The sequence below is a fragment of the Allobosea sp. AK1 genome, assembly GCF_006714945.1.
Classification (GTDB): domain Bacteria; phylum Pseudomonadota; class Alphaproteobacteria; order Rhizobiales; family Beijerinckiaceae; genus Allobosea; species Allobosea robiniae.
Genome location: NZ_VFMG01000001.1, coordinates 2,514,807 through 2,538,454, shown reverse-complemented (window position 1 = coordinate 2,538,454; position 23,648 = coordinate 2,514,807). Strand labels below are relative to the sequence as shown.

The window sequence follows — 23,648 nt, the reverse complement described above, 5'->3', positions numbered from 1 at the left end:
CCGTCGGTACCGTCCCTGCCAATCGCGATCGGACAAAGCCGGTCATCCAGCGCAAGCGGAGGGGAAAACGTGTCTCGACCCGAGGCGAAGACCGTCCTCACGGCGGACGGCATCCACAAGAGCTATGGCGACTTCCCGGTTCTCAAGGGCGTCAGCCTGGCAGCCCGCGAACGCGACGTCATTTGCATGATCGGGGCGAGCGGCTCGGGGAAAAGCACCTTCCTGCGCTGCATCAACCTCCTTGAAACGCCCGAAGCCGGCTCGATCCACTTCGAAGGCGAGCAGCTGAACCTCGGGCGCCGTGGCAATGGCGCTGCGGCTCTGGACGCCCGCCAGATCAACCGCATCCGCAGCCGGATGGGCATGGTCTTCCAGAGCTTCAACCTCTGGAGCCACCTCACCGTCCTCGACAATGTCACGATCGCACCGATCAAGGTTCTGGGCGTGCCCAAGGCGGAGGCCAAGGAGCGAGCCGAGATCTTGCTCGCCAAGGTCGGCCTGTTCGACAAGCGCTTCCACTACCCCGCCCATATCTCCGGCGGCCAGCAGCAGCGCTGCGCCATTGCCCGTGCGCTGGCGATGGAGCCCAAGCTCCTGCTTTTCGATGAGCCGACCTCGGCCCTCGATCCCGAACTGGTCGGCGAGGTGCTGGGCGTCATGCGGCAGCTCGCGGAAGAGGGACGCACCATGATCGTCGTGACCCATGAAATGGCCTTCGCTCGCGAAGTCTCGAACGAGGTGCTCTTCCTTCACGAGGGGAAGATCGAAGAGCGCGACACGCCGGAGAACATCTTCGGCAATCCGACGTCCGAGCGGTGCAGGCGCTTCCTGCAGCGGGTTCTGTGAGGAGAAGAACCATGAAGAAGACGGCACTCACCCTACTGACCGGCGCAGCGCTGCTGCTGGCCGGCTCCGCCTTCGCCCGCGAGGTCAAGGTCGGCACCGAATGCACCAACCCGCCCTTCAACTATCGTACGGCGGGCGGAGAGCTGACCGGCTTCGACGTCGACCTCGCCCGCGAGATCGGCAAACGGGCGGGCTTCGAGTTGCAATTCGTCTGCCAGGCATTCGAGGGACTGATACCGGCCCTCTCGGCCCGCAAGTTCGATCTCATCCTCGCCAGCCTTTCGATCACGGAAGCGCGCCAGAAGAGCATCGATTTCAGCATTCCCTATCGCGCCTCGACCGGCCGCTTCGTCGGCCCGAAGGGTTCCAAGCTGCAGCCTGTGACCGCGGATGGGAAGCCAAATCCCAAGGCGCTTGACGGCAAGGTCGTGGGCATGATCCGCGCCAGCACCTATGACCGCTATTTCACCGAGCTGTTCCCCGGCGTGCAGATCTCGCGCTACGAGAATTACGAGACCTTGCTGCTCGACCTCATCTCGGGCCGGGTCGACCTGATCATGGCCGGACCGATCAAGATGGCCGGCTTCTTCGAGGACAAGCAGGGCAAGGACTTCGCCTTTGTCGGCCCCGAGCTGGAAAGCATCAAGTATTTCGGGCCGGGCGTCGGCGTCGGGCTGCGCAAGAACGAGCCGGAGCTGCTGGCCAAGGTCGACGAAGCGCTGAAGGGCATGTTCGCCGACGGCACCTTCAAGGCGATCAACCAGAAATACTGGAAGTTCACGGTCATGCCGAGCGTCTGGGCCGACTGAGCCGCCCCGGCTGCAAGGGCCTGGTCCGATGCCGCAGGTGCCGGCCATGCCCGGCGCCATCCTCCCCTGACGGGAACGCAATATGACGGCAGACCTCTTTCAGGGCTGGGGAACCCAGCTCTTCTGGGGAACGATGGTCACGCTCAAGGTCGCGTTCCTGGCCTTGGCGGCGGGGCTCGTGATCGGGCTCCTCGTCGCGCTCGCCAAACTCTCTTCGTCGCGGTTTCTGCGCGCGGCGGGCGACCTTTACACCACCTGCATCCGCGGCACGCCGGAGCTGCTGATCATCCTGCTCGTCTATTTCGGCAGCACTGTCGCCTTGTCGGCCGCGTTGCGCTGGATCGGCGGGCCGAACACCTCTTTCGAGATGCCGGCGCTCGGCGCCGGCGTGCTGGCGCTGAGCCTGGTCTTCGGCGGCTACGCGGCCGAGATCTTCCGCGGCGCCTTTCTCGCCATTCCGCCCGGCCAGATCGAGGCGGCCAAGGCCTTCGGCATGTCGCCGCTGACGCTGTTCATCCATATCCGCCTGCCGCTGATGTGGCGCTACGCCCTGCCGGCGCTCGGCAATATCTGGATCTCGCTGATCAAGAACACCTCCCTGATCTCGGTGGTCGGCCTCGAGGAGCTGATGCGCGTCAGCTACATCGCGACCTCGGTGACGCGCAGCCCGTTCCATTTCTACATGCTCGCGGCGCTCATCTATCTCCTGCTGACGATCGCCAATTCCCTCATCATCGAATGGCTGGAGACCCGCGCGAACCGCGGCGTCCGGAGGGTCTGATCATGGACCTCTCGCTCATGATCGAGAGCCTTCCGCGTCTGCTGGAAGGCGCGGTCCTCACCCTCAAGCTCCTGCTGCTGACGGAGATCATCGGCTTCATCTGCGCGCTGCCGCTCGGCATCCTCTATGCCAACGGCAGCCGTGCCGCCCGCACGCCGATCTACGCCTTCGTCTATTTCTTCCGCGGCACGCCGCTCTTGGTGCAGATCTTCATCGTCTATTACGGGCTCGCGCAGTTCGATTTCGTCCGCCAGAGCGTCCTCTGGCCCTGGCTGCGCCAGCCCTTCGTCTGCGCCCTGCTCGCCTGCGCGCTGCATTCCACCGCCTATACGACGAACATCCTGCGCGGCGCGATCCAGGCCGTGCCGGCCGGCGAGGTCGAGGCGGCGCGCGCCTGCGGCATGTCGGCCTTCCAGGTCCAGCGCTTCATCGTGCTGCCGATCGCGTTCAGGCTGATGCTGCCCGCCTACAGCAACCAGGCGATCGGCATGCTGAAGGGCACCTCGCTCGCCAGCACGATCACGCTGATGGAATTGACCGGCGTCGCCAACACCATCGTCGCCAGCACCTTCCAGCCCTACGAGGTCTTCATCATGGCGGCGCTGATCTACCTCACGATCACGCTCGTGATCACGCGCTGCTTCAAATACCTCGAATATGCGCTGAGCAAGCACCAGCGCCCCCTCAAGAGCAGTGCTGCGATCCCCGGACAGGTCCGTCATGCCGACTAGCGACATCAGGAACTTCATTGCCTTCGCCCAGGGGCTGGCCGACGCAAGCGGCGCGATCATCCGCGAGGCCGCCAGCCGAAACAACGCCTTCGTTTCCAAGGGCGACGACAGCCCGGTCACGGAGATCGACCGCGGCGTCGAGACGGAACTGCGCCGTCACATCGGCGCGGCCTTTCCGGATCACGGCATTCAGGGCGAGGAATTCGGCGCGCAGGCGACCGATGCCGAGTATGTCTGGGTGCTCGACCCGATCGACGGCACCAAGGCGTTTGTCGCCGGCATTCCGGTTTTCGGCACGCTGATCGCGCTCACCCGCCGCGGCATCCCGATCCTGGGCGTCATCGACCAGCCGATGACGCGCGAGCGCTGGATCGGTGCCGAAGGCTACCCGACCACCTTGAACGACACCCGCGTCGCGACCTCGGACCGGAAGCTCCTCCCGGAATCCGTCCTCTCGACCAGCAATATCGAACTCTACGATCCGCAGTCGCTGCCGGTCTTCCAGGCGCTGCGCTCCTCCGTGCATTGGTGCGTCTATGGCGGCAGTTGCTATTCCTACGGCCGGCTCGCCTCGGGCGGGATCGATATCGCCATCGACCGCTTCACCACCCCGCATGACGTGCTCGCCCATGTCCCGGTCATCGCTAATGCCGGCGGCGTCATCTCCGACTGGGACGGCGCGCCGCTGACCCTGCATTCGAGTGGCCACTGCCTCGCGGCGGCCAATTCCGATCTGCACCGGGCGGCGCTCGCCCAGATCGCGGCTCCGCGCGCCGGAATGATGTCGGCGGCGTGAGCCGTCCGAGCTGTGTACCAACTCAACCAGGCTAGCCGTCATGACCATCAAGCCCCGGACACGCAAAGAGATCGTCGAGGCCATGAAGGAGGCCGCGCGCATCGGCGGCGCCTCGCTCGCCGCGAATTTCGCGCGCCTCTCCGCGCTGCCCATCCTGGAAAAGGGTCCCTCCGACTTCGTCTCCGCCGCTGATATCGAATCTGAGCGCCTGATCGTCGCCCATCTCAACGCGAAGCTGCCCGAAGTCGCCGTGCTCGGCGAGGAGGGGGCGGCCTCTCCCGATGCCGGCAACGGGCTCAGGATCATCATCGACCCGCTGGATGGCACCAACAATTTCCTGCATGGCATCCCACAATTCTCGGCCTCCCTCGCCCTGATGGAGGGCGACGAGGTGACAGCCGGCGTGACCTTCAATCCGCTGAGCGGTGAGATGTTCTGGGCCGTGGCCGGGAAGGGCGCGTATCTCGGCGAGAAGCGACTGAACGGCTCCAGCCGCAAGTCCCTCGCGCATGCCGTCGTCGGAACCTGCTTCCCCTATAATGGCAAGGGTGACACCGAGAAGGCGGCTCGCGAGATGGCGGCGATCATGCCGCGCGTCTCAGGCATCCGCAGCCCGGGCTCGGCCGCGCTGGAGATCGCCTATGTCGCGGAAGGCCGTTTCGATGGCTTCTGGACCTCCGGTGCCAAGCTCGATCTCTGGGATCTCGCAGCAGGCGTGATTATCGCGCGGGAAGCAGGCTGCCTCGCGACCGAGATCGACGGCAAGGGCGATCCGCTCCGGTGCCGCAGCCTCGTCGTCGCGCCCAGGCAGTTCCATGGCCAGTTCATCGACATCTTTGGTCCGACCTGTGCGACAGGCGCACCGAACAAAACCGCTCTTGCCTAGCCACGATTTCAAAGTCCGGTTTGAAGTCACCTTTCAATGTCTGCAGCTGGCGCTCCGCGGTACTTTGTATCGGCCATGCACCGGCCTTGGCGTGCCTCTGGATCAATCCGCATTGCGCGGATTGAGTACGTCCCGGAGTCGGTCTCCGATCAAGTTGATGGCGACGACCGTGATCAGCAGCGCGATGCCCGGATAGAAGCTGATCCAGAACTTGCCCGAAAGCATATGCTGGTAGCCGTTGGAGATCAGGAGGCCCAGGCTGGGCTCCGTCACAGGCACACCAAGCCCCAGGAAGGAAAGCGTCGCCTCAAGCGCGATGGCGCGGGCGACTTGAACCGTGACAATCACCATCAGCGGCGGCAGGCAGTTCGGCAGCAGATAGCGGAACAGCACGCGCAGCGGGGACGATCCGTAGGATAGCGCCGCCTCGACATATTCCTTCTTCCGCTGGACCAGCGCACTGGCGCGGGCGGTGCGCGCATAGGCCGCCCACTCGACAATCACCAGCGCGAGGATGACATTGCCCACGCCCTTACCGAGAAATGCTAGGATCATCAGCGCGACGAGAATGGCTGGAAACGATAATTGCAGGTCGACAAAGCGCATGATCGCGTTGTCGGTCCGCCCGCCGGCATAGGCCGCGATCAGGCCGAGCGTCGTGCCGATGGCCGCGGCGGCGATGGCAGAGCAGAATCCGACCAGCAGGGAGATGCGAAGCCCGTAGAGGATGGCGGAGAGCATGTCGCGACCCTGCTCATCGGTGCCCAGCCAATAGGTCATGCCGGTCGCAGCCTGCGATCCCGGCGGCAACTGGCCGTCCATGATGTCGAGCTGCATCAGGTCGTACGGGTTCTGCGGCGCGATCCACGGCGCGAAAACCGCCAGCGCGACGATGCAGGCCAGCACGGCAAGGCCGAGCATGGCGAGGGGCGAACTGGCAAAGGCGCGGAGCGTCCGCTGGAGCGGGGTGCGGGTCGCTGGGGCCGAAGTGATTGCGGACATCTCAGTTTTCCAGCCGTACGCGCGGATCGAGCACGGTGTAGAGCAGGTCGACGATCAGGTTGATCAGCACGAAGAGCACGACGATCACCATCAGGTAGGCCACGATCATCGGCCGATCGAGCAGATGGATGCTGTCTATGATCAGCTTGCCCATGCCCGGCCATGAGAAGATCGTCTCGGTCACGACCGAGAAGGCGATGACCGAGCCGAATTCGAGCCCCACGATCGTGACGACCGGGATGAGCGTGTTCTTCAGGACATGGGTGCGGATCACCGAGCCCTCGGACAGGCCCTTGGCGCGCGCGGTCCGGATATAGTCCTGCGGCACGACCTCCCGGGTCTCGGCCCGTACGAGTCGCATCACCAGCGAGATCTTGAACAGCGCGAGATTGAGCGCAGGCAGCGCGAGATGGCGCAGGCCATCGAGGGTCAGGAACGACCATCGCACGCCGAGGAACTCGGCCGTCTCGCCGCGCCCGCCGGCGGGCAGCCAGCCAAGCTGGACCGAGAACAGCATGATCATGACGAGACCGACCCAGAAGGTCGGGAGCGAGAAGCCGAGGATCGAGCCGGCCATCACGGCCTTGGCGCCAGCGGAGTTCGGCCTGACGCCGGCATAGAGACCGAGCGGGACGCCGACGATCACGGCCAGCAGCATGGCGGCGATCGCCAGCTCCAGCGTCGCCGGCATCCGCTGCAGGATGACCGACAGCGCCGGCTCGCTGAAGACGAAGCTGCGCCCGAGATCGCCACGCAGCGCACCGGCCAGGAACGAGAAATATTGCTCCCACAAGGGCCGGTCGAGCCCGAAGGAGGCGATGACGCGCAGCCGCTCATCCTGCGTCGCGTCGGGCGGCAGCAGCACCGCGACCGGATCTCCGATCACGTTCACGCCGATGAAGACGATGACGGTCATCGCAAGGACGACCGCCAGCGCCTGGATCACGCGCTTGGCAAGCCAGCTGATCATGGGACTTTCCTGTCAGCGGCGGGCTCCGGAGAGCCCGCCGGCGATACTCACTTTGCGGGACGCGCATCCATCGCGAGCGTGCGCTCGTCGCGGCGGGCGTCGATGCTGATCCCCTTGCGGGTCACCCAGGCGTTGTCGAGGATGTAGAGCGGGATGATCGGCAGGGTGCGGGCGAAGGTCTCGGTCGCGGCGACGAAGAGCTTCTCGCGCTTGGCGTCGTCGATCGTCGCGAGAGCCTCGACGATCTGCTTGTCGAGCGCCGGGTCGCTGTAGCGGCCGTAATTGAAGACGCCGAGGCCGCGCGCCGGCGTGTTGGTGGCGACCACGTTCGACAGCAGATAGCCGGCCTCGCCGGTCGGGCTGCCCCAGCCCCAGAGACCGACACCGAATTCCTGCTTGCCGCCACGGCCGACATAGCTGCTCCAGGGCAGCGTCTCGACAGCGGTCTTCACGCCGATGCGGGTCCACATCTGCGCGATCGCCTGCGCCGTCGCGGCATCGTTGGGATAGCGGTCATTGGGCGAGAACAGCGTCAGCTTGAAGCCTTCGGGGAAACCGGCCTCGGCCAGCAGCGCCTTGGCCTTGTTCGGGTCGTAGGGCGGAACCGCCACGCTCTTGGCATAGGAATAGGTGCCCGGCGGCAGCCACTGGCCGGTCGGGCGGGCCGTCTTCTGCATGATGCGGTCGGCCAGCCCCTCGCGATTGATCGCGATGGAGAGCGCCTGCTTGACCTTGAGATCCAGCAGCGGGTTCTTCGGCAGCGGCTTGCCGTCATTGGCGGTCACCGTCGCGGCGACCGGTTCCTGCGAGTTCACGGCGAGATAGATGACGCGCAGGCCTTCGGTCGTCGCGATGGCGACGCGCTGATCGGTCTTCAGTTTTTCCAGGTCGCCGGCCGGCGGAGTGTCGATCACGTCGACATCGCCCGACAGGACGGAGGCGACGCGTGCACCGGCATTGGTGATCATCCGCAGCGTGACCTTGTCCCAGGCCTGCTTCGGCCCCCACCAGGCATCGTTGCGCGTGAGCTCGACGCGATCGCCGGGGGTGTAGCTGACGAACTTGTAGGGGCCGGTGCCGATCACGGCCTTTCCGGTGTTGTAGTCCTCGGTCGTCGCCTTCTCGCCGACATGGCGCGAGATGATCGGAACGAAGGCGAGTTCGCGCGGCAGGTTCGGAGCCGGTTCGCCGGTGTCGATGCGCAAGGTCAGCGGATCGACCACCTCGACCTTCTTCACCGCCCGCAGGAAGCCGCCGAAGCCGCCGGGGCTGTTCGGCACGTTGCGGGCACGCTCATAGGTGAAGGCGACGTCGTCGGCGGTGAACGGCTTGCCGTCATGCCAGGTCACGCCCGGCCGCAATTTGAACTCCCAGACCGTGTCGGAGATGGTCTTCCAGCTCAGCGCAAGGCCCGGCTTCAGGCTGACATCCGGTGCGCGATCGACAAGACGGTCGAAGATATGCATCGCGACGGAGTGGTTGGGCGTCGCGTTGTAGAAATGCGGGTCCATCGAGGTGAAGGCCCCGCCGATCGCGATCCGCAGCGGCTCGGCCTGAACCGCGCCCGTGCCTGCGCCGGCCATGACGGCACCGGCAACGAGCAGTCCTCGCATGAGTTGTTTCATCGGTTCGTTCCCTTCCTTTTCTGGAAATCTCTCGGCTGCGGCTTCAGCCGCGCAGCCACATCCCGTCGCGCTGCGGATCGGCTCCCGCCGACAGGCGCCCGTCCCGGTTCAGCACCGCGTGCAGGGCCGCGAAGGCGAAGCCCTGATAGGAGCGGGCGACCCGGTAGCCGTCGCGCTCCAGTTCGGCGGTGACATAGCGCGGGATGCGGTTGGAGACGTCGATCGCGTTGCCGGTCACGCTGATGCGCGGCGCAGCCACGGCGTCGAAGATCGGCATGCCGAAATCGACGACGTTGCTGATGCCCTGCGCCATGGCCGGCAGGATCGCCGTGCCGCCGGGGGCGCCGATGACGATGAAGGGCCGATCGTCCCGGAAGACGATGCTCGGCATCTGCGAGCTGGTGCGGCCCTTGTTCGGCGCCAGCGATCCCGGCCGGCCGGGCCGTGGGTCGAAGGCGCTCATCAGGCCGTTATACATGAAGCCGAGCCCGTCGGTGATGACGCCGCTCGGGATGTTCAGCGTGTGCGTAAGGGTGACGGCGTTGCCGTCCTGATCGACGACGCAGACCTGCGTGGTGTCCTTCGGCTCCTGCTTGAGCTTCATGCGCTCCAGCGAGGCTCTCTCCCCGCGCCGGATGCTGTCGGCGAGCGTCGCCGCATAGTCCTTCGACAACAGCCGATCGACCGGCACCTCGACGAATTCGGGGTCGCCGATATGGGTGTCCTTGTCGATGGTGACGCGCTTCAGCGCCTCGGTGAGGATGCGCAGGTGCTCCGTGCCGTTATGCTCGAGGGCGCCGATATCGAAGCCTTCCAGCACATGCAGGAGCTGGATCAGCGAGACGCCGCCGCCGGGGGGCTGGACGCTGGCGATCCGGTGATCCCGGTAGCGACCCCAGACAGGCGCGGAGCGCCGCAATTCGTATTGCGCGAGATCGTCATAGGAGAGCAGGCCGCCATGGGCTTGCATGTCGGCGGCGATCTGCTCGGCGATCTCGCCGCGATAGAAGATGTCGGGGCCGGCGACGGCGATGCGTTCGAGCGTGCGGGCAAGGTCTGGATTGGCGACGATGTCGCCCGGCCGCTTCATGCTGCCATCCGCCCGGAAATAGACGTCGCGCCCGGTCGCGCTGAAGCGCAGCAATTTCTCGTTCGGCACCCGGCCCATGGCCGATGGATCGAGCGCCATGAAATAGTGCATGTAGGGGCGGATCATGAAGCCGTCGCGCGCATAGGCGATGGCCGGCGCCATGATGTCGGCGAGATCCATCGTACCGTAGTCGGACAGGGCCGTCGTATAGCCCTTCAGATTGCCGGGCGAACCGATCGACTGATAGCCGATCTCGTTGACCTGCCCCTCGACGATGAAGGAAAAGCCGTCCGGCGCCTCGCCCAGCACCTTGTCGGCCCACATGTCGGCGCGCGTGGCGCGCGGGCTGCGCGCATAGAATTCCAGGACCTCATGCACGCCGCGCCGCGGCATGTAGACCTGCATCGAGCCGTAGCCGGCGATGCCGGTCATCTGCGGATCGACCACGCTCTGGACGAAGGCGCAGGCGATCGCGGCGTCGACGGCATTGCCGCCCCGGCGAAGAACCAGGGCTCCGGCCTCGACGGCTTCAGGCTGTGCGGCGACGATCATTCCGGCCACGGCAACGCTCCCCTCAACCGGCTTGCTGATGGAATGCGGCAGGGGCGTATCGCGCCAGTTCCTGCAGCAGCATCGGCCAGGCCCGGAGCCCGAGCGCGACCGAAGGAACATGGAAGAACTCGTTGGGCGCGTGGACGTCCTCGTCCGGCAGGTTGAAGCCGAACATCAGCGTGTCCAGGCCCATCGTCTCCTTGAAGATCGCAGTGATCGGCACCGTCGCGCCGAGCCGGACATGGACGGGCTCCTGCCCGGAGGTCCGGCGCAACACGGTCGTCGCCGCCTGGACCAGCGGATGTTCCGCCGCCAGCGTGGACGCGGGCGAACCGCCGCCGATCGCCTCGAAGCCGACCTTAACGCCCGGCCCTGCCGCCGCGAGGATATGCTCCTTCAGTGCCGCGCCGGCCTGGTCGGGGTCCTGTCCCGGCGCGAGGCGGATGGTGATCTTGGCGCGCGCCTCGTCCGGGATCACGGTCTTGGAGCCGGCGCCGGTATAGCCACCCCATAGGCCGTTCACGTCGATCGCGGGGCGCAGCGTCAAGCGCTCGCGGATGCTGTAGCCGGGCTCGCCGGCGGCGATGCCACCGACATCCGCGACGAAGGCGGCCTCGTCGAAGGGCAAGGCCGCCGTATCGCGACGGTCGCGCTCGGAGAGCGGGCGGACGGCATCCATCAGGGCGGGAACGGCGATGGCGCCTTCCGCGTCGTGGAGGGAGGCGACGATCGCCGCGAGCTCATGCAGGGCATTGCGGACCGAGCCGCCATAGCGGCCGGAATGCAGCTCCTTGTCGGCAGTGCGCACGACGAGCTCGAGCTTGGTCAGCCCGCGCGCGCCGACATTGATCGTGGGCACGGTCGGGCTCGCCCGACCGCCATCGGCCGAGATCATCGCATCGGCCTTGAGCAGGTCGCCATAGCGGCGGACGATCTCGTGCAGGCTCGGACTGCCGGTTTCCTCCTCGCCCTCAATGAAGAGCTTGATATTGACCGGGCAGCGGCCCTCGACGGCGAGAAAGGCCGCCACCGTCTCGATCGCGATCGTGGTCGAGCCCTTCACATCCGAGGCGCCGCGCGCATAAAGGCGCCCGTCACGGATCGTCGGCTCGAAGGGCGGCGATTGCCAGAGCGCCAGCGGGTCCGGCGGCTGCACGTCGTAATGGCCGTAGACGATGATGGTCGGCGCACCCGGCGCGCCGAGCCAGGCGCCATAGACGGCCGGCTGCCCGCCGCCATCGAGAAGCTGGACGTCGGTCAAGCCGATGCCTTTCAGCCAATCCAGCAGAAAAGCGCGCGTGTCGGCCATGCCTTGCGCATAGGCGGGGTCGGTGCTGACGCTCGGCAGCCTGAGGAAGGCGTCGAGCCGCGCCATCACGTCGTCATGGCGGCGCTGCAGGTAGTCGACGACGGATTCGGCGCTCATCTCGAGCCTCCGCTCATGAGTTCGGGAGCAGGCTCTTCGGTCAGAGACAGCAGCCCCGCCGGCATCTCGATCTCGGCCGAGAGCAGCAGGAACGAGAGCGTCTTGCCGTGGCCGTCCAGCCCGAGGCTGCCGTTGACGCCGCCATCCAGCACGTCATCGAGGACGAAGTTGAAGGCGTGGAGCTTTGGCAGCTCGTAGCGCCTGACGGCGGTGGGCTTGCGATCACGGAACACGGCCGCGACGAACGTCTCCGTCAACCGCTCGCGCAGCGGCTCGAAGAACCGCGGCTCGCGGCAGACAACCGCGATATTGAGCCGGTTGCCCTTGTCGCCGGAGCGGGCATGGGCGAGCTCGTAGAGAGAAACCGCGCAGGTCATGCCGTCTCCAGAAGCGAGATCTGCGGGGTGACGCGCTTGCGATCGACCAGGCAGGACGCGCTGCTCAGCCGCGGGGTCAGGCGCTTGCGGACGCCGCCGCCGCCGGCGGGGCCGGCGCAATACAAGGCCTCGACCTCGTCGAGCAGGCATTCCGCCGCGGCGCGATCGGCCGTCTCGGCCGCGAACCGGACGCGCAGATCCCCGTCGCGGACACCCGGAATCCCGGCACTCAGCAGCGAGCCGGACGTATCGCCGAAGACGCTGACGATCCCGATCACATCCGCGCGGACATGCAAGGACGGATGAAGGAAGGCCAGGCGCTTCGTCACCGTTTCGATGGCGAGCGCGGCGCGGGATTTCGCGTTCGGTCCGGCATAGGAGATCTCGGCTTCGGCCAGCAACCCACCGTCGAAACAGACCGTCGCCTTCAAGGTCTCGGGCCGGGCACGGCCACTTGCGCCTGTCACGCGGATGCGATCGGGCCCGACCTCCGTCAGCTCGACCTGCGTGAGATCGAGGATCGCATCCGGCGTCAGATAGGCGGCCGGATCGTGGATTTCGTAGAGAATCTGCTCGGTGACAGTCCGGCGGTCGACCAATCCGCCCGTCCCGGCCGGCTTGGTGATCGTGAACATGCCATCCGGATCGACCTCCGCGATCGGATAGCCCAGCACATCCATCCCCGGCACGTCCTTGACGCCGGGATCGGCGAAATAGCCGCCCGTCACCTGCGATCCGCATTCGAGGAGATGACCCGCGAGGATACCGGCCGCGAGCCTGTCCCAATCGTCATCCGCCCAGCCGAAGCTGTATTTGAGCGGGCCGAGCACGAGGGCGGGATCGGCGACGCGCCCAGTCACGACGACATCAGCGCCCCGATCCAACGCCTCGGCGATCGCATCCGCGCCCAGATAGGCATTCGCCGAAATGATCGCAGGTTCACTGCTTAACAGGGCGCCATCGATCTCCATGCGGGCGAAATCGGCCGGTGCGAAGGTGTCACGCATGTCGTCGCCCGAGACGATCGCAATCTTCAGATCGGCACAGCCGAGTTCAGTAGCCCAAGCCTGGATCTTTGCGGCCGCGCCGAAAGGATTGGCCCCGCCGAAATTGCCGATGATCTTGATACCCGCCGCTGCGCAGGGCGCCAGAGCCGGCCAGAGCAGGCGCTTCAAAGCCGGAACCTCGCCGCGCGCCGGATCGGCAAGGCGGTCGAGCTGCGCGAGCGCGAGCGTGCGCTCCGCCAGGGTCTCGAAAATCAGAAAGCGCGGTCCGTCGTGACGCGCAAGCGCCTCGATCAATGGACCCGAAGAGTCGGGACGATCGCCTGCGAAACCGGCCGCCGCTCCGATCCAAACCTGCTGTGCCACCACTGCGTTAGCGTCCCGACTGCGCCTTGTCCCACGCGATCGAGGCAGAAAACGTCCGTATGGCAAAATGTCAAATAATGGCTATTAATTTATACATAGTCTTAGTTTATGAATTGCGGACTTCTCCCGCCTCGGCGCCACGATGAATCTTACCCTCCGCCAGCTCGAAATCCTCGTCGCCATCGGCGATACGTTGAGCCTCACCGCCGCCGCGGAGAAGCTCGGCGTCTCCCAGCCTTCCGTTAGTGAAACCTTGAGGCGCGTCGAGGGCGAGCTGGGCTGCAAGTTGGTCGACCGGACGACGCGGCAACTGGCCTTGACCTATGAAGGTCACCATGTCGTGGCCAGCGCTCGGGAAGCGATGCGAAGCCTGGCCGGCACCTTCGAGGCGATTGCGCGTCGTGGTGATGGTGTCCATGGCCGCTTGTCTATCGCCGCTTTGCCATCAGCGGTCTGTACCTTGCTGCCGCCCGCGTTACGCAGCTTTCGCAAATGTTATCCGGGCATCGCGGTTTCGGTCCGCGACGCCCTGCAGGATCGAGCAATGGCGATGCTCGAAGACGGCAGCGTCGATCTTGTCATCGCCGGCCAACCGGCGTGGCAGGGTGGCTTCGTCTTCGAGGAGATCGCGAGCGATCAGCTCAAGTTGGTGGTGTCGCGCCATCATCCCTTGTCCGGGCGAGACAGAGTCGGCTGGAGCGAACTGGCGGCTTTCGAATTTATCGCCATGTCCACGTCCTCCTCCGTCCGGCGCCTGACCGATGCCGGTTTCATCCACGCCAATCTGCAGACCGCGCCGGCTTACGAGGTCGATCAGATTTCTTGCGCTGCTGCGCTCGCAGCCGCCGGGCTTGGTATAACCGCGCTCCCAACGATGACGTTCGCCATGTTCAATGCCGATGAATTGACCGTGATCCCGCTGATCGCGCCGACCATCGAGCGCAGCATCGGCATGACGTGGTTGAAAGACCGGCCCCTCTCGGCCAGTGCGATCAAGTTCGTCGCCGCCTTGCGCGCCAGACGCGCTTAGTTTGAACGGGCGAGCTTGCGCAAGCTTTGCTCTTCAGTTTGTGCGGCGTGAATGCCTGCTGCTGGGCACTACCCCAAGGTCCGCTCTTGGCGCAACGCAGCTAAGAGCCTCTTAGTTGGCTCGAAGACCTCGGTTGGGTGGAGAGCCGACGCTCACCGTGGATCCGATTGAGCGTCGGATCGCGTCAACGGTGCGCATTGGCCCTCCGACCGAAAGCGGACTTCAAAGCGGAGACGTCGCGCCACCGAGTTGGTCCACGATCAGCAAGGAAAGCTGCACGCGAAGCGCTCCACAGGGGGGGGACGACTGTCGTGGTCACGGAAGCGTGAGGTCGGTCTGGCTAGCGGAATAATTGACGCCGCCGCGCATCTCATCTGCTCAACCAGGAGCAGGGCATGTCCAGCAGTTATCCGTTCGAGCCGAGCCGTCGCGCAGTGCTTCAGGGAGCCGTGTCCGTCGCGTTGACACCGGCGATCGCCAGTGCGCAGAACCGATCCACGGAAACGGGGCCACGCGCAGGCGACCGGGTCTTCCTGACCAACGAAGATTCCAACACGTTAAGCGTGATCGATCCGGTGACGGACGAGCTCCTGCCGACGGTCAACCTGACCAGTTTCGACGAGGATTCGCGCCCTCCTTTCCGCTTCGTGACGGGCAACGTCACTCCCACCCATGGCGAGATGGTCCAGAAGCCGCTCTATCACGGGGCGATCTCGATCCATGGCTGCGTGCCTTCGCCCGATTCCAGCATGTTCGCGACGGCCGGCCGCGGCACGAGTAATCTCTATCTCGTCGACACGACCAAGCTCAAGGTCATCGGCAATCAGCCGAACCCGCAGGCCGGCGCGACGACATCGCCGGACATCCTGACCTCCGGCATCCTGGTCGGGCGCGAGCCGCATGAGCCGACCTTCACCCGCAACGGCAAGGAAGTCTGGGTCGCGCTGCGCGGCGAGAGCAAAATCGCGGTGATCGACGTTCAGCGTGCCGTCGCCGAATCCGCCGGCGAGCTCCCTCGAGGCGCAGCGATCCGCCGGTTCATGCCCGTCCTGCCCGGCCCGGCCATGGTCTGGTTCTCGGCTGGCGGCGAGACCGCCTTCCTGATCTCGCAGAAGCAGCCTCGCATCGAGGTCTACAACGTCAAATACGACGCGCAGGGCTTCTCGACGACCGAGCGCAAGATGACGATCGACACCTCCGCACAGGACCGTTTCGGCTTCGCGCCGTTCGTCAAGATCACGCCGGACGGCCACGAGTTCTGGGTTTCCCAGAAGCTGGCGGATTGCCTTTCGGTTTACGAAGCCCGCGGGGAGCATCGGCTGCTCGACCACGTGCCGCTGGGCGAAAAGGCCCGGCCCAACCATGTCGAGTTCGTCAAGAACGCGCGCGGCAGCGTCGCCTACGCCACCTTCGCGCGGGTCGACGATGACGGCCCGGAAGGCCGGACATCGAGCCGGATCGCGATCATCGACCGCTCGGCGCCAGCCGGAAAGCGGCGCGTCGTCGGCCATTTCTTCAGCCACGGTCGCGAGTCGCACGGGATCTGGACCGATCCCTCCAAGACGAAGCTCTATGTCGCCCATGAGCTCGACGAGCTGCCCGGCTCGCCCCATGCCGGGCAGACCGTCTGCAGCGCGTTCGATATCAGCGACCCGCTGCAGCCGCGCTTCATCAAGCAGATTCCGCTCGGCACGCTCGACCTGCCATCCGGCAAGCTGCGCAACAAGAAGTCGATCAACCTGGTCTATGTGCGTCCCGGCGCGCGCAGCGAGACAGCGTGACGGGAGCGCAAGATGAGATTTACTCTGGACACCATGTTGGCCCGGGTCGTCGGAGGAGCCGTGCCGGTGCACGATCATTCCAATCATGGCGGGGCGATGCCGCCTTCGCCTGACAAAACCACGGCTGCGGCCGCCGCGGCGCCGAAAGGCTATGATACCTATCTCAGCGACATGCATGTCGGCATGGAGAAGATGATGCGGGACATGCACGCCGACCCGCCGTCCGGAGACCCCGACATCGACTTCCTCGCCATGATGGTCCCCCATCACTGGGGAGCGGTCGAGATGGCAAGGCTGGTATTGCGCGACGGACGTGACCCGATCGTCCGCGAGATCGCCGAGGCCATCCTCGCCGGCCAGCAGACCGAGATGCAGGGTATGCGCGGCCGCCTCGAAGCCTTGCGTCGTGGCGACGACGACTATCCCTCGCTGAGCGGCAACCGGGGACCGTGACATGTTCGGCTGCGTGTCCGACCTCGATATCGAGGCCCAGATCCCGGCACTACGGCGGTTCGCGCGCTCGCTGGCGCGCAATCCCGACGATGCCGACGAGCTGGTTCAGGACACGCTGCTGCAGGCGCTCTCGCGCTGGAGGCAGCTACGGAGGCCGGAGAGCATCCGAGCTTGGCTGTTCCAGATCCTGTTCAATCTCCACCGCACCAGCGGGCGCGGTCGCCAGCGCGACCTCGCCCGCTTCACCGACGATGACTGTGCCGACCATCCCGACCCGACCGGCGATCCGACGCAGGCTTTGCACCTCGGCGATACGCTCGCGGCCCTGGCGCGGTTGCCGCAGGATCAGCGCATCGCGCTCGAACTAGTGGCGATGGAGGACATGACCTACGAAGAAGTAGCCAGGGTGACCGAAGTGCCGATCGGAACTGTGATGTCGCGCCTGAGCCGTGCGCGCGAACGTCTGCGCTCCGAGCTCGAAGGCAGCAATGTGACTCCGCTACGGAGGCTGAAATGACGCAAGGCTCGCGCCCGATCGGCGACGACGATATCCAGGCCTTCATCGACGGAAGGCTCGCGCCGGCCCGCCAGCGGGAGGTCGAAACCTTCCTCGCATCGGAGCCTGCCCTGTGGAGCCGCGTCGAGCAGTTCCGGGCGGATGCCCAGGCGCTGCGGGCTGCAACGCAGCGCCGCTCTACCGAGCCGATTCCGGCCTCCTTACGGCTGAGCGAGGTCAGGCGCCGACGCGCGGCAGGAAGCTTGGCGTTCCATCGGCGGATAGCGGCCGGCATCTGTATCTTCGCCCTTGGCGCCGTGCTCGGCATGGCCCTCCCCCGACAGGAAGCGGAAACACCGACGGCACGGCCCCAGATGACCGATGCGGTCGTCGCCTTCCGTGCCTTCTCCGGGGGCGCCGGCGACGCGGTCGAGGTCCCGGCGGCCCAGACCGTCGCGTTGAAACGGATGATATCCCATCATCTCCGGCAGGACGTCGCCATCCCCGATCTCTCGGAGCTCGACCTGACGTTTCGCGGTGGGCGCCTGCTCGCGAGCGACGAGGGGCCGGGCGGCATGTTCGTTTATGACGAGCCCAGCGGCGGGCAGGTCGCGCTCTATGTGAAGACCCTCGCCAGCCCTCGCAAGGCGGCGCTGGCTTCGCGCCGTGACGGCGATCTCGTTGCCTATTTCTGGTTCACAGGCGCGCTCGGCTACGCGGTGCTCGGCGCTCCCGGCTCCACCTTCGTCAAACGGGCAGCCGAGCAGTTGAGCAACACCTCATGAAGCGGTGCTGAGCCATGGCAACCTTCCGTGGGTCGCATATTGCCGCGTCTCCAGGGCTCTCGCTACCTCATCGCACAGGCGATGGCGCCGCGTTTCGCGAGCGACCGAACGGCCTGCTCTTCCATTTGGTCTCGCGTACTCGATCGTGAGCTCCCTCAGTTCAAATACAACCAGCTGCGGCTTGGGACTCGTCGCGTTGTGCCATGCCGCACTGGTGGGCGTCGGCATCGTCCAGATACCGACCATGGTCATGATCGACGACATCAGAGCCAGGCGGCTGAGTTCGGGAGCCTTCATCGTGTCTCGCACAGGCTCATACCGCCGCAAATCGCGGCAACTTCACCGTGAAGCGCGCGCCGCCATCAGGCGCATCGTCCACCGCAATCGTCCCGCCATGGCCTTCGACGAGGCTGCGTGCAATGGCCAGCCCCAAGCCGGCGCCACCGGTGCGTCGGCTACGCGAGTTCTCGGCCCGGACGAACGGCTCGAACAGGAGGTCGCGCAATTCAGGCGCCACGCCCGTGCCTTCGTCGTCGACGGTCAGCGTCAACAGCGGCTCGTCGGCGTGCAGGACGAGGTGAGCGGCATGTCCATAGGCGATCGCGTTGTCGATCAGATTGGCGGCGATGCGGCGCAGCGCGAGCCGGTCGCCGAGCACTGTCGCGCCGCGTGCCGCCCCGCTCAGGCGTAAATCGACGGGCATGCCGGCGCCCCGACGATCATCGACCTCCAGGCGCAGAAGTTCGGCGAGTTCCACCATCTCCTGCGCGAGTTCGCCTGCCCCGGTGCGACTCGCCAGCAACGCATCGTCGAGCAGCAGAATCATGGCCGCGATATCGGCAATGGCACGCTCGCGATGGACCCCCTCGGGAATATGGTCGGCGCGCAGCCGCAGCCGCGTTGCGAATGTGCGCACATCATGCGAGATGCCGCCGAGCAGGGCCATCCGGGCCCGCAGGAGCTGCGAAAGCCGGGCCTGAAGCCGGTTATAGGCATTGATCAGGGCCTGGATCTCGGGCGGGTGTGTCCGCGAGGCGGGCAGAGGCAGCGGGTCGCCGGAGAGGTCCATGGCATCGAAGGCCACAGCCAGACGCATCAGCGGGCGCGTTGCGCGATGCATGACCAACAGCGCGACGAGCGCGATCAGCGTGCCGACGAGCCCTGCTGCGAAGCCGACAGGCAAGCCGAAACTCGTCACCAGCACCGGGCTGCGGCTGGCGATCACCAAGGTTTCCCCGGTGGAGAGGGTAATCCGCAGCGTCGGCGGGCCGGTGACACCGGGCATCAACAGGGAGAGGAGGCTGCGCGGCCGCTCGACCACCGGCGAGACGATGGTCACCGGTCGGCCGCCGAGCGCGGCGCCGTAGGCCTCCCGCATCGCGGCGCGCGCCGGCGGATTCTCGTTCGGTGCGGACGGAATATCGGCCGTCTCCAGCCTTACACCGAGGTACTCGCTGCCGAAGGCGGCGAGCGCGAGCTCGCGCTCCCGGCCAGAGAGGCGCTCGAGCAGGTCCGCCATCGCCGCGACCTGGGAAGGTGCGGGCGGCATGCCCTCGCGCTCGCCATCCTGCGAGCGGTAGTAGAAGCCCAGTGACACGATCCACACCGCCAGCACGGCGCTGAAGACGATCAGCGTGATGCGGGTCGCGATGCTGAAGCGCGGCGTCATGGCAGGGTCCGCACCGGAGCTGTGAAGAGGTAGCCGCGATTGCGCACCGTGCTGATCAGGCTCAAGCCAGGGCTGGCGGCGTCGAGCTTGCGTCTCAGGCGCGAGACCAGCATGTCGACGGTCCGGTCGAACGGGTCGGCCGTCCGCCCGCGCATCCCATCCAGCAGCTGGTCGCGGGTCAGCACCCGGCGCGGCCGCTGTACGAAGCAGGCGAGCAGATCGAACTCCGCGCTGGTCAATATCAGCATGCTGCCACCGCCATCCGTGAGCTGGCGCGCGTCAAGATCGATGACAAAGCCTTCGAAGCCGAAGCGGCGCGTCGGCGGCGCAGCCGGGCCGGCAGAGCCGCGCCGCAATACGGCACGCACCCGGGCCAGCAACTCGCGCGGCCCGAACGGCTTGGGCAGGTAATCGTCGGCTCCCATCTCGAGCCCGACGACGCGGTCGATCTCCTCGCTCTTGGCCGTCAGCATCAGGATCGGGACCCCGTCACGGGCCCGGATGCGTCGGCAGATCGAGAGGCCATCCTCGCCCGGCAGCATCAGGTCGAGAATGATGAGATCGGGCCGACTTCTGGCGAGGATGGCGTCCATGGCCGGAGCGTCCTCGGCCTCATCCACCACGTATCCTTCCTGGCGCATCAGTTCCGCGACGAGCTGGCGGATATCGGGATCATCCTCGACGATCAGGATCGTGGCAGCATTCGTGATCATGGCGACGTTCTTCAGGATACGCAGCGCGATGGCAAGCACCGCCGGCCGGCTTTTACATTTCGTTACAGACGGTTGACGCGATCCGACAAAACGATGCGCGCCGTTCAAACGCTGCTGACGTAGCCACGCCAGTTTCCTCGCATCGGCCGACGACCAGCCCTCGTCGATCACAGGAGACACGGACATGACGCACTTCCTCATGCTCACAGCCGGCGCCGCCACACTGACCTTCGTCGGCGTCGCCATCGCACGGCGGCTTGCCCGGGCCATCGATCACGCCGATGCGCGCCGCTGAGGTGGGCGGACGCAACCATATCGGCCTCCTCGCATCGGCTGACAAGGAACCTCGCCGATCACAGGCGGTGAGCGACATGACCATGTCCTCATGCCCGCGGCCGGCGCTGCAAGAGCACTCCCAATGATCACGACCCGGCATCCCGCCGACCTCCGCCTCGCCTGGGCAGCGCTTGTCCTCACGATCGGCTCCGCCGAAACCGCCTGCGCCCAGCAGCGCGCGAACCCGGCGATGCCGGCGGAAGCGAAAGCCTTCATACAAGCCTGTTCTCCGGATTATGTCCGGCACTGCTCCGGCGTGCGACCCGGCGGCGGGCGAAGTCTGGCCTGTCTGCGCGCGCTGGATCGCCAACGCCTGTCCTCGTCCTGCCGCGAGGCGTTGCCAGAGGGCGCAGCCCAGCAATCGAAAGCCACCGCTGCCGGCGCCATGCCGCGGTGAGTGGGGCGGGCGCGGGCCATGCACCACCCCTTGGCCCCGCGCCCGCCCAATCCCTATGCCATATGCCATCGCAAGGAAGCGAGAAGCCGATGAACCGGTTCATTACGAACTTAGTTGTCCTGGCGGCGACGGCGCTGTTGCCGGCTGCGGCACAGGCCGCGAGCCCGGCGCGTGCGGTCAACACGGTCAATCTGCGCGCCGGTCCGGGCACACATTATCCGGCCATTGTCACCGTTCCGGCCGGGACCCGGATCACCACCTTCGGCTGCATCGCGAATTACAGCTGGTGCGATGTCGCCTGGGGGCCGAACCGGGGCTGGATGGCGGCCTCGATGATCCAGCTGTTCCATGCCGGCCGCCCTGTTGCGGTGACGCCAGCGGTGATTGCGGGCGCCGGGCTCGCCATCGTTGCCTTCAACCGGGCCTATTGGGCGACCCACTATCCCGCCCAGCCCTGGTACGGCGCCTGGCATCGCTATTATGGCCGGCCGCACCCAGCCCCGGTCGGCCGGGTCAGCGGCGCCACTTGCGGACCGAATGCGTGCGGCTACGGCGCGATTCGCCGGGGCCCCTACGGCACGACGGTGCGCCACGGGCGCATCACGCGGCCCTGACGGCAGCCCGCGGATGAAACCCATCGTCCTCCAGTGAGCCTCCAGCCGCTGCGGCGTCCGCCGCGTTAGCGCCGGCACGATACCCACATATTGTTGGAAAGCTATGCATGACTGCGTCTCTTCATCCCGCCGCTCCGCACCACCTGCCGGCCTTCATCACTGCGCCGGGCGAGACCGACTATCCGATGGTCGCGATGGCGGCGCTCCTGGTGGTGGCGGTGCTCCTGGTCGGGGTGCTATTTCTACATCTGCACACCTTGCCTGAGCGCATCGCGCACAAATCGAAGAAGATCCAGTTCGAGATCGTCGCGGTCCTAGGGCTACTGGCCTTGTTCACGCATATTCATGTCCTCTGGGTCGCGGGCCTGCTGCTCGCCCTGATCGACCTTCCCGATTTCTCCGGGCTGTTCGGCCGCATGGCCGGTGCGCTCGAGAAGATGGCAGGCGTCAGGTCCGGACGAAACGAAGACGTCGCGCTGCCCCAGCCGGCACCGAACCTCACTTCGCACTCCGCGGCGGATCACGCAGACGCTCCGGAGGAGCTGACGCGTGCTTGAGCTCCTTTTCTGTGCGCTTTTGACCGTTTGCCCCGATTATCTCTATCGCCGGTTTCGTCAGGGAAAGCGGATCGGTAAGGAGATCACGCTCTACTCGGTCTGGTTCGAGCTGCGCTGGGGCATTACCGCCTGCGTGATGCTGACAATCGCGCTCATCACGGTGATCTTCTACTACCATCCGTCCACGACCAGTGCGACGCTGTATTATCGGACGATCCCGATCATGCCCGAGACGATCGGGCGGGTCGCCGAGGTCCATGTCGGCACCAGCGGCATGGTCGCCAAGGGCGCGCCGATCTTCAGGCTCGACAGCACGAAGCAGGAGGCTGCCGTCGAGACAGCCCGGCGCAGGATCGCCGAGGTCGATGCAGCCCTCGTCGTCGCGCGGGTCGAGATCCTGCAGAGCGAGAGCAGGATCCTCGAAGCCAGGAGCGCGCATCAGCAGGCGCTCGACGAATTGCGCACGAAGCAGGAATTGCGGCGTCGCAATGGCGATATCGTCGCCACCCGCGAGATCGAAAAGCTCGAAAACCTTGTCGCCGGACGCCAGGCGGCCATGGACGCGACCGTCGCCGCCCGCAACACCGTCCAGGTCAAGATCTCGACCTTGCTTCCGGCCGAACGCGCCAGCGCAGAGGCTGCGCTCGCCCAGGCTCAAGTCGATCTCGACAAGAGGGTGATCCGCGCCGGGGTGGACGGACGCGTCGAGCAGTTCGTCTTGCGGGTCGGAGATCTCGTAAACCCGGTGATGCGTCCCGCCGGAGTACTGATTCCACAGGAGGCGGGGCGCAAGGTCCTGCAGGCCGGCTTCTCGCAGATCGAGGCGCAGGTCATGAAGGTGGGTATGGTCGCCGAAGTGACCTGCATGTCCAAGCCTTGGACGGTCATCCCGATGGTGGTGAGCAATGTCCAGGACTATATCGCGGCCGGGCAGTTCCGGGGTGGTGAACTCCTGATCGATCCCCGGCAGGTTGCGCGGCCGGGAACGATCCTGACCTTCCTCGAACCCCTCTATGCCGGTGGACTCGAGGGCGTCACGCCAGGCAGTAGCTGTATCGCCAACGCCTATTCCAGCAACCATGAGGAGATCGAGGCGAAGGAGACCGGCGCCTCGCGGCGGATCGCCTTGCATGCGGTCGATGCGGTCGGGATCGTCCACGCGTTTCTGCTTCGAATCCAGGCGCTGGTGCTGCCGATCCGGACACTCGTCTTCAGCGGCCACTGATGGCCAGACACCACGGCGGAACGTCGCCAGCGCCGCCGCAGACCACGAGAGCGTTTCCTGCAGGTCACGCCGGGCGATCGCACTCGAACGGACGGCGCGTTGGGGATATCAGCTCAGGGGGCGACCGCTGCGCTCCGGGACCTTTGGAGGGACGATACATCGCGTGCCCCTCGTCGAATTGGTTCAACGTGAAGTTATGTCTCGAGGCAGAGAGGTCGCGCTGAGGAATTGCCATAAACCAGGAGAACGTTGCGAAGCTACGCTAGATAAACTCTGGTTTCGCAGGGCCGATCCGTTGCCGGAGCGATCCGCTCGACGAAGGCGACGGCGG

The 23,648-nt window shown here is 65.9% G+C and carries 24 protein-coding genes; 15 read left to right on the top strand and 9 right to left on the bottom strand.

What is annotated here, in order from left to right; genetic code table 11:
• Positions 1–69 precede the first annotated feature (69 nt).
• The 6 genes from FHT98_RS12570 (at position 70) to FHT98_RS12545 (ending at position 4,849) form a co-directional block, all read left to right on the top strand.
• Positions 70–846, top strand: coding sequence for an ABC transporter ATP-binding protein (locus FHT98_RS12570; RefSeq protein WP_061968620.1), 777 nt, complete (start codon positions 70–72; stop codon positions 844–846).
• 11 nt (positions 847–857) lie between these two features.
• A complete protein-coding gene (locus FHT98_RS12565) occupies positions 858–1,655 on the top strand; it encodes a transporter substrate-binding domain-containing protein (protein WP_091857514.1) in 798 nt (265 codons plus the stop codon).
• 82 nt (positions 1,656–1,737) lie between these two features.
• The gene (locus tag FHT98_RS12560; RefSeq protein ID WP_142114226.1) at positions 1,738–2,436 is read left to right on the top strand and encodes an ABC transporter permease; all 699 of its coding nucleotides are present in this window, start codon (positions 1,738–1,740) and stop codon (positions 2,434–2,436) included.
• 2 nt (positions 2,437–2,438) lie between these two features.
• The gene (locus FHT98_RS12555; RefSeq protein ID WP_142114225.1) at positions 2,439–3,167 is read left to right on the top strand and encodes an ABC transporter permease; all 729 of its coding nucleotides are present in this window, start codon (positions 2,439–2,441) and stop codon (positions 3,165–3,167) included.
• The gene (locus FHT98_RS12550; protein ID WP_142114224.1) at positions 3,157–3,963 is read left to right on the top strand and encodes an inositol monophosphatase family protein; all 807 of its coding nucleotides are present in this window, start codon (positions 3,157–3,159) and stop codon (positions 3,961–3,963) included. Before FHT98_RS12555 ends, FHT98_RS12550 begins: the two co-directional genes overlap by 11 nt.
• A 40-nt stretch (positions 3,964–4,003) precedes the next feature.
• The gene (locus tag FHT98_RS12545) at positions 4,004–4,849 is read left to right on the top strand and encodes an inositol monophosphatase family protein (protein ID WP_061968611.1); all 846 of its coding nucleotides are present in this window, start codon (positions 4,004–4,006) and stop codon (positions 4,847–4,849) included.
• A gap of 102 nt (positions 4,850–4,951) precedes the next feature.
• Here FHT98_RS12545 and FHT98_RS12540 read toward each other — a convergent pair whose 3' ends face one another.
• Genes FHT98_RS12540 through FHT98_RS12510 form a run of 7 tightly spaced genes read right to left on the bottom strand, consistent with a single transcriptional unit; the run spans position 4,952 to position 13,261 of the window.
• Complete coding sequence (locus tag FHT98_RS12540) at positions 4,952–5,851, bottom strand: ABC transporter permease (protein WP_061968609.1); 900 nt, start codon at positions 5,849–5,851, stop codon at positions 4,952–4,954.
• Between the two features lies 1 nt (position 5,852).
• A complete protein-coding gene (locus FHT98_RS12535; RefSeq protein ID WP_142114223.1) occupies positions 5,853–6,821 on the bottom strand; it encodes an ABC transporter permease in 969 nt (322 codons plus the stop codon).
• Positions 6,822–6,868: 47 nt separating this feature from the next.
• Positions 6,869–8,446 carry an ABC transporter substrate-binding protein gene (locus tag FHT98_RS12530; protein ID WP_142114222.1) on the bottom strand — a complete coding sequence of 526 codons (1,578 nt, stop codon included), beginning with the start codon at positions 8,444–8,446 and terminating at the stop codon, positions 6,869–6,871.
• A gap of 43 nt (positions 8,447–8,489) precedes the next feature.
• Positions 8,490–10,088 carry a gamma-glutamyltransferase gene (gene ggt, locus FHT98_RS12525; RefSeq protein ID WP_185745275.1) on the bottom strand — a complete coding sequence of 533 codons (1,599 nt, stop codon included), beginning with the start codon at positions 10,086–10,088 and terminating at the stop codon, positions 8,490–8,492.
• Between the two features lie 22 nt (positions 10,089–10,110).
• Positions 10,111–11,514 carry a dipeptidase gene (locus FHT98_RS12520; RefSeq protein WP_142114220.1) on the bottom strand — a complete coding sequence of 468 codons (1,404 nt, stop codon included), beginning with the start codon at positions 11,512–11,514 and terminating at the stop codon, positions 10,111–10,113.
• Positions 11,511–11,891 carry an AtuA-related protein gene (locus FHT98_RS12515; RefSeq protein ID WP_142114219.1) on the bottom strand — a complete coding sequence of 127 codons (381 nt, stop codon included), beginning with the start codon at positions 11,889–11,891 and terminating at the stop codon, positions 11,511–11,513. The genes FHT98_RS12520 and FHT98_RS12515 overlap by 4 nt, the downstream gene beginning before the upstream one ends.
• Complete coding sequence (locus FHT98_RS12510; RefSeq protein WP_142114218.1) at positions 11,888–13,261, bottom strand: acyclic terpene utilization AtuA family protein; 1,374 nt, start codon at positions 13,259–13,261, stop codon at positions 11,888–11,890. The genes FHT98_RS12515 and FHT98_RS12510 overlap by 4 nt, the downstream gene beginning before the upstream one ends.
• Positions 13,262–13,403: 142 nt before the next feature.
• Here FHT98_RS12510 and FHT98_RS12505 point away from each other — a divergent pair, with 142 nt between their 5' ends.
• From FHT98_RS12505 to FHT98_RS12485, 5 genes are all read left to right on the top strand, one after another.
• The gene (locus tag FHT98_RS12505; protein ID WP_142114217.1) at positions 13,404–14,291 is read left to right on the top strand and encodes a LysR family transcriptional regulator; all 888 of its coding nucleotides are present in this window, start codon (positions 13,404–13,406) and stop codon (positions 14,289–14,291) included.
• A 395-nt stretch (positions 14,292–14,686) separates the two neighbouring features.
• Positions 14,687–16,072 (top strand): YncE family protein, encoded by a 1,386-nt coding sequence (locus FHT98_RS12500; protein WP_142114216.1) that lies wholly within the window; start codon positions 14,687–14,689, stop codon positions 16,070–16,072.
• A gap of 12 nt (positions 16,073–16,084) precedes the next feature.
• Positions 16,085–16,525, top strand: a complete 441-nt coding sequence (locus FHT98_RS12495) for a DUF305 domain-containing protein (protein WP_142114215.1) — start codon at positions 16,085–16,087, stop codon at positions 16,523–16,525.
• A gap of 1 nt (position 16,526) precedes the next feature.
• Complete coding sequence (locus FHT98_RS12490; protein WP_142114214.1) at positions 16,527–17,042, top strand: RNA polymerase sigma factor; 516 nt, start codon at positions 16,527–16,529, stop codon at positions 17,040–17,042.
• Positions 17,039–17,806 carry an anti-sigma factor family protein gene (locus tag FHT98_RS12485; RefSeq protein WP_061968592.1) on the top strand — a complete coding sequence of 256 codons (768 nt, stop codon included), beginning with the start codon at positions 17,039–17,041 and terminating at the stop codon, positions 17,804–17,806. Before FHT98_RS12490 ends, FHT98_RS12485 begins: the two co-directional genes overlap by 4 nt.
• Positions 17,807–18,119: 313 nt before the next feature.
• Here FHT98_RS12485 and FHT98_RS12480 read toward each other — a convergent pair whose 3' ends face one another.
• Both FHT98_RS12480 and FHT98_RS12475 read right to left on the bottom strand, forming a co-directional pair.
• A complete protein-coding gene (locus FHT98_RS12480) occupies positions 18,120–19,475 on the bottom strand; it encodes a sensor histidine kinase (RefSeq protein ID WP_142114213.1) in 1,356 nt (451 codons plus the stop codon).
• A complete protein-coding gene (locus FHT98_RS12475) occupies positions 19,472–20,188 on the bottom strand; it encodes a response regulator (protein ID WP_142115747.1) in 717 nt (238 codons plus the stop codon). The genes FHT98_RS12480 and FHT98_RS12475 overlap by 4 nt, the downstream gene beginning before the upstream one ends.
• A gap of 418 nt (positions 20,189–20,606) precedes the next feature.
• On the opposite strand from FHT98_RS12475, the gene FHT98_RS12470 reads away from it, so the two are divergent.
• The 4 genes from FHT98_RS12470 to FHT98_RS12455 all read left to right on the top strand — a co-directional run bounded on the left by FHT98_RS12470 (position 20,607) and on the right by FHT98_RS12455 (position 23,317).
• Positions 20,607–20,921 (top strand): cysteine rich repeat-containing protein, encoded by a 315-nt coding sequence (locus tag FHT98_RS12470; protein ID WP_091857554.1) that lies wholly within the window; start codon positions 20,607–20,609, stop codon positions 20,919–20,921.
• Positions 20,922–21,010: 89 nt separating this feature from the next.
• Complete coding sequence (locus FHT98_RS12465) at positions 21,011–21,535, top strand: SH3 domain-containing protein (protein WP_061968587.1); 525 nt, start codon at positions 21,011–21,013, stop codon at positions 21,533–21,535.
• Between the two features lie 107 nt (positions 21,536–21,642).
• On the top strand, positions 21,643–22,092 hold the full coding sequence (locus FHT98_RS12460) for a hypothetical protein (protein ID WP_091857558.1): 450 nt from the start codon (positions 21,643–21,645) through the stop codon (positions 22,090–22,092).
• Positions 22,085–23,317 (top strand): HlyD family secretion protein, encoded by a 1,233-nt coding sequence (locus FHT98_RS12455; protein WP_113584811.1) that lies wholly within the window; start codon positions 22,085–22,087, stop codon positions 23,315–23,317. Before FHT98_RS12460 ends, FHT98_RS12455 begins: the two co-directional genes overlap by 8 nt.
• The last annotated feature ends 331 nt before the right edge of the window (positions 23,318–23,648 follow it).

What these genes read in the sequence shown, in the direction of transcription:
- FHT98_RS12565 (WP_091857514.1), top strand. Translation starts at nt 858, where the DNA reads ATGAAGAAGACGGCACTCACCCTACTGACCGGCGCAGCGCTGCTGCTG.
- FHT98_RS12560 (WP_142114226.1), top strand. Translation starts at nt 1,738, where the DNA reads ATGACGGCAGACCTCTTTCAGGGCTGGGGAACCCAGCTCTTCTGGGGA.
- FHT98_RS12555 (WP_142114225.1), top strand. Translation starts at nt 2,439, where the DNA reads ATGGACCTCTCGCTCATGATCGAGAGCCTTCCGCGTCTGCTGGAAGGC.
- FHT98_RS12550 (WP_142114224.1), top strand. Translation starts at nt 3,157, where the DNA reads ATGCCGACTAGCGACATCAGGAACTTCATTGCCTTCGCCCAGGGGCTG.
- FHT98_RS12545 (WP_061968611.1), top strand. Translation starts at nt 4,004, where the DNA reads ATGACCATCAAGCCCCGGACACGCAAAGAGATCGTCGAGGCCATGAAG.
- FHT98_RS12540 (WP_061968609.1), bottom strand. Translation starts at nt 5,851, where the DNA reads ATGTCCGCAATCACTTCGGCCCCAGCGACCCGCACCCCGCTCCAGCGG.
- FHT98_RS12535 (WP_142114223.1), bottom strand. Translation starts at nt 6,821, where the DNA reads ATGATCAGCTGGCTTGCCAAGCGCGTGATCCAGGCGCTGGCGGTCGTC.
- FHT98_RS12530 (WP_142114222.1), bottom strand. Translation starts at nt 8,446, where the DNA reads ATGAAACAACTCATGCGAGGACTGCTCGTTGCCGGTGCCGTCATGGCC.
- ggt (WP_185745275.1), bottom strand. Translation starts at nt 10,088, where the DNA reads ATGATCGTCGCCGCACAGCCTGAAGCCGTCGAGGCCGGAGCCCTGGTT.
- FHT98_RS12520 (WP_142114220.1), bottom strand. Translation starts at nt 11,514, where the DNA reads ATGAGCGCCGAATCCGTCGTCGACTACCTGCAGCGCCGCCATGACGAC.
- FHT98_RS12515 (WP_142114219.1), bottom strand. Translation starts at nt 11,891, where the DNA reads ATGACCTGCGCGGTTTCTCTCTACGAGCTCGCCCATGCCCGCTCCGGC.
- FHT98_RS12505 (WP_142114217.1), top strand. Translation starts at nt 13,404, where the DNA reads ATGAATCTTACCCTCCGCCAGCTCGAAATCCTCGTCGCCATCGGCGAT.
- FHT98_RS12500 (WP_142114216.1), top strand. Translation starts at nt 14,687, where the DNA reads ATGTCCAGCAGTTATCCGTTCGAGCCGAGCCGTCGCGCAGTGCTTCAG.
- FHT98_RS12495 (WP_142114215.1), top strand. Translation starts at nt 16,085, where the DNA reads ATGAGATTTACTCTGGACACCATGTTGGCCCGGGTCGTCGGAGGAGCC.
- FHT98_RS12490 (WP_142114214.1), top strand. Translation starts at nt 16,527, where the DNA reads ATGTTCGGCTGCGTGTCCGACCTCGATATCGAGGCCCAGATCCCGGCA.
- FHT98_RS12485 (WP_061968592.1), top strand. Translation starts at nt 17,039, where the DNA reads ATGACGCAAGGCTCGCGCCCGATCGGCGACGACGATATCCAGGCCTTC.
- FHT98_RS12480 (WP_142114213.1), bottom strand. Translation starts at nt 19,475, where the DNA reads ATGACGCCGCGCTTCAGCATCGCGACCCGCATCACGCTGATCGTCTTC.
- FHT98_RS12475 (WP_142115747.1), bottom strand. Translation starts at nt 20,188, where the DNA reads ATGATCACGAATGCTGCCACGATCCTGATCGTCGAGGATGATCCCGAT.
- FHT98_RS12470 (WP_091857554.1), top strand. Translation starts at nt 20,607, where the DNA reads ATGATCACGACCCGGCATCCCGCCGACCTCCGCCTCGCCTGGGCAGCG.
- FHT98_RS12465 (WP_061968587.1), top strand. Translation starts at nt 21,011, where the DNA reads ATGAACCGGTTCATTACGAACTTAGTTGTCCTGGCGGCGACGGCGCTG.
- FHT98_RS12460 (WP_091857558.1), top strand. Translation starts at nt 21,643, where the DNA reads ATGACTGCGTCTCTTCATCCCGCCGCTCCGCACCACCTGCCGGCCTTC.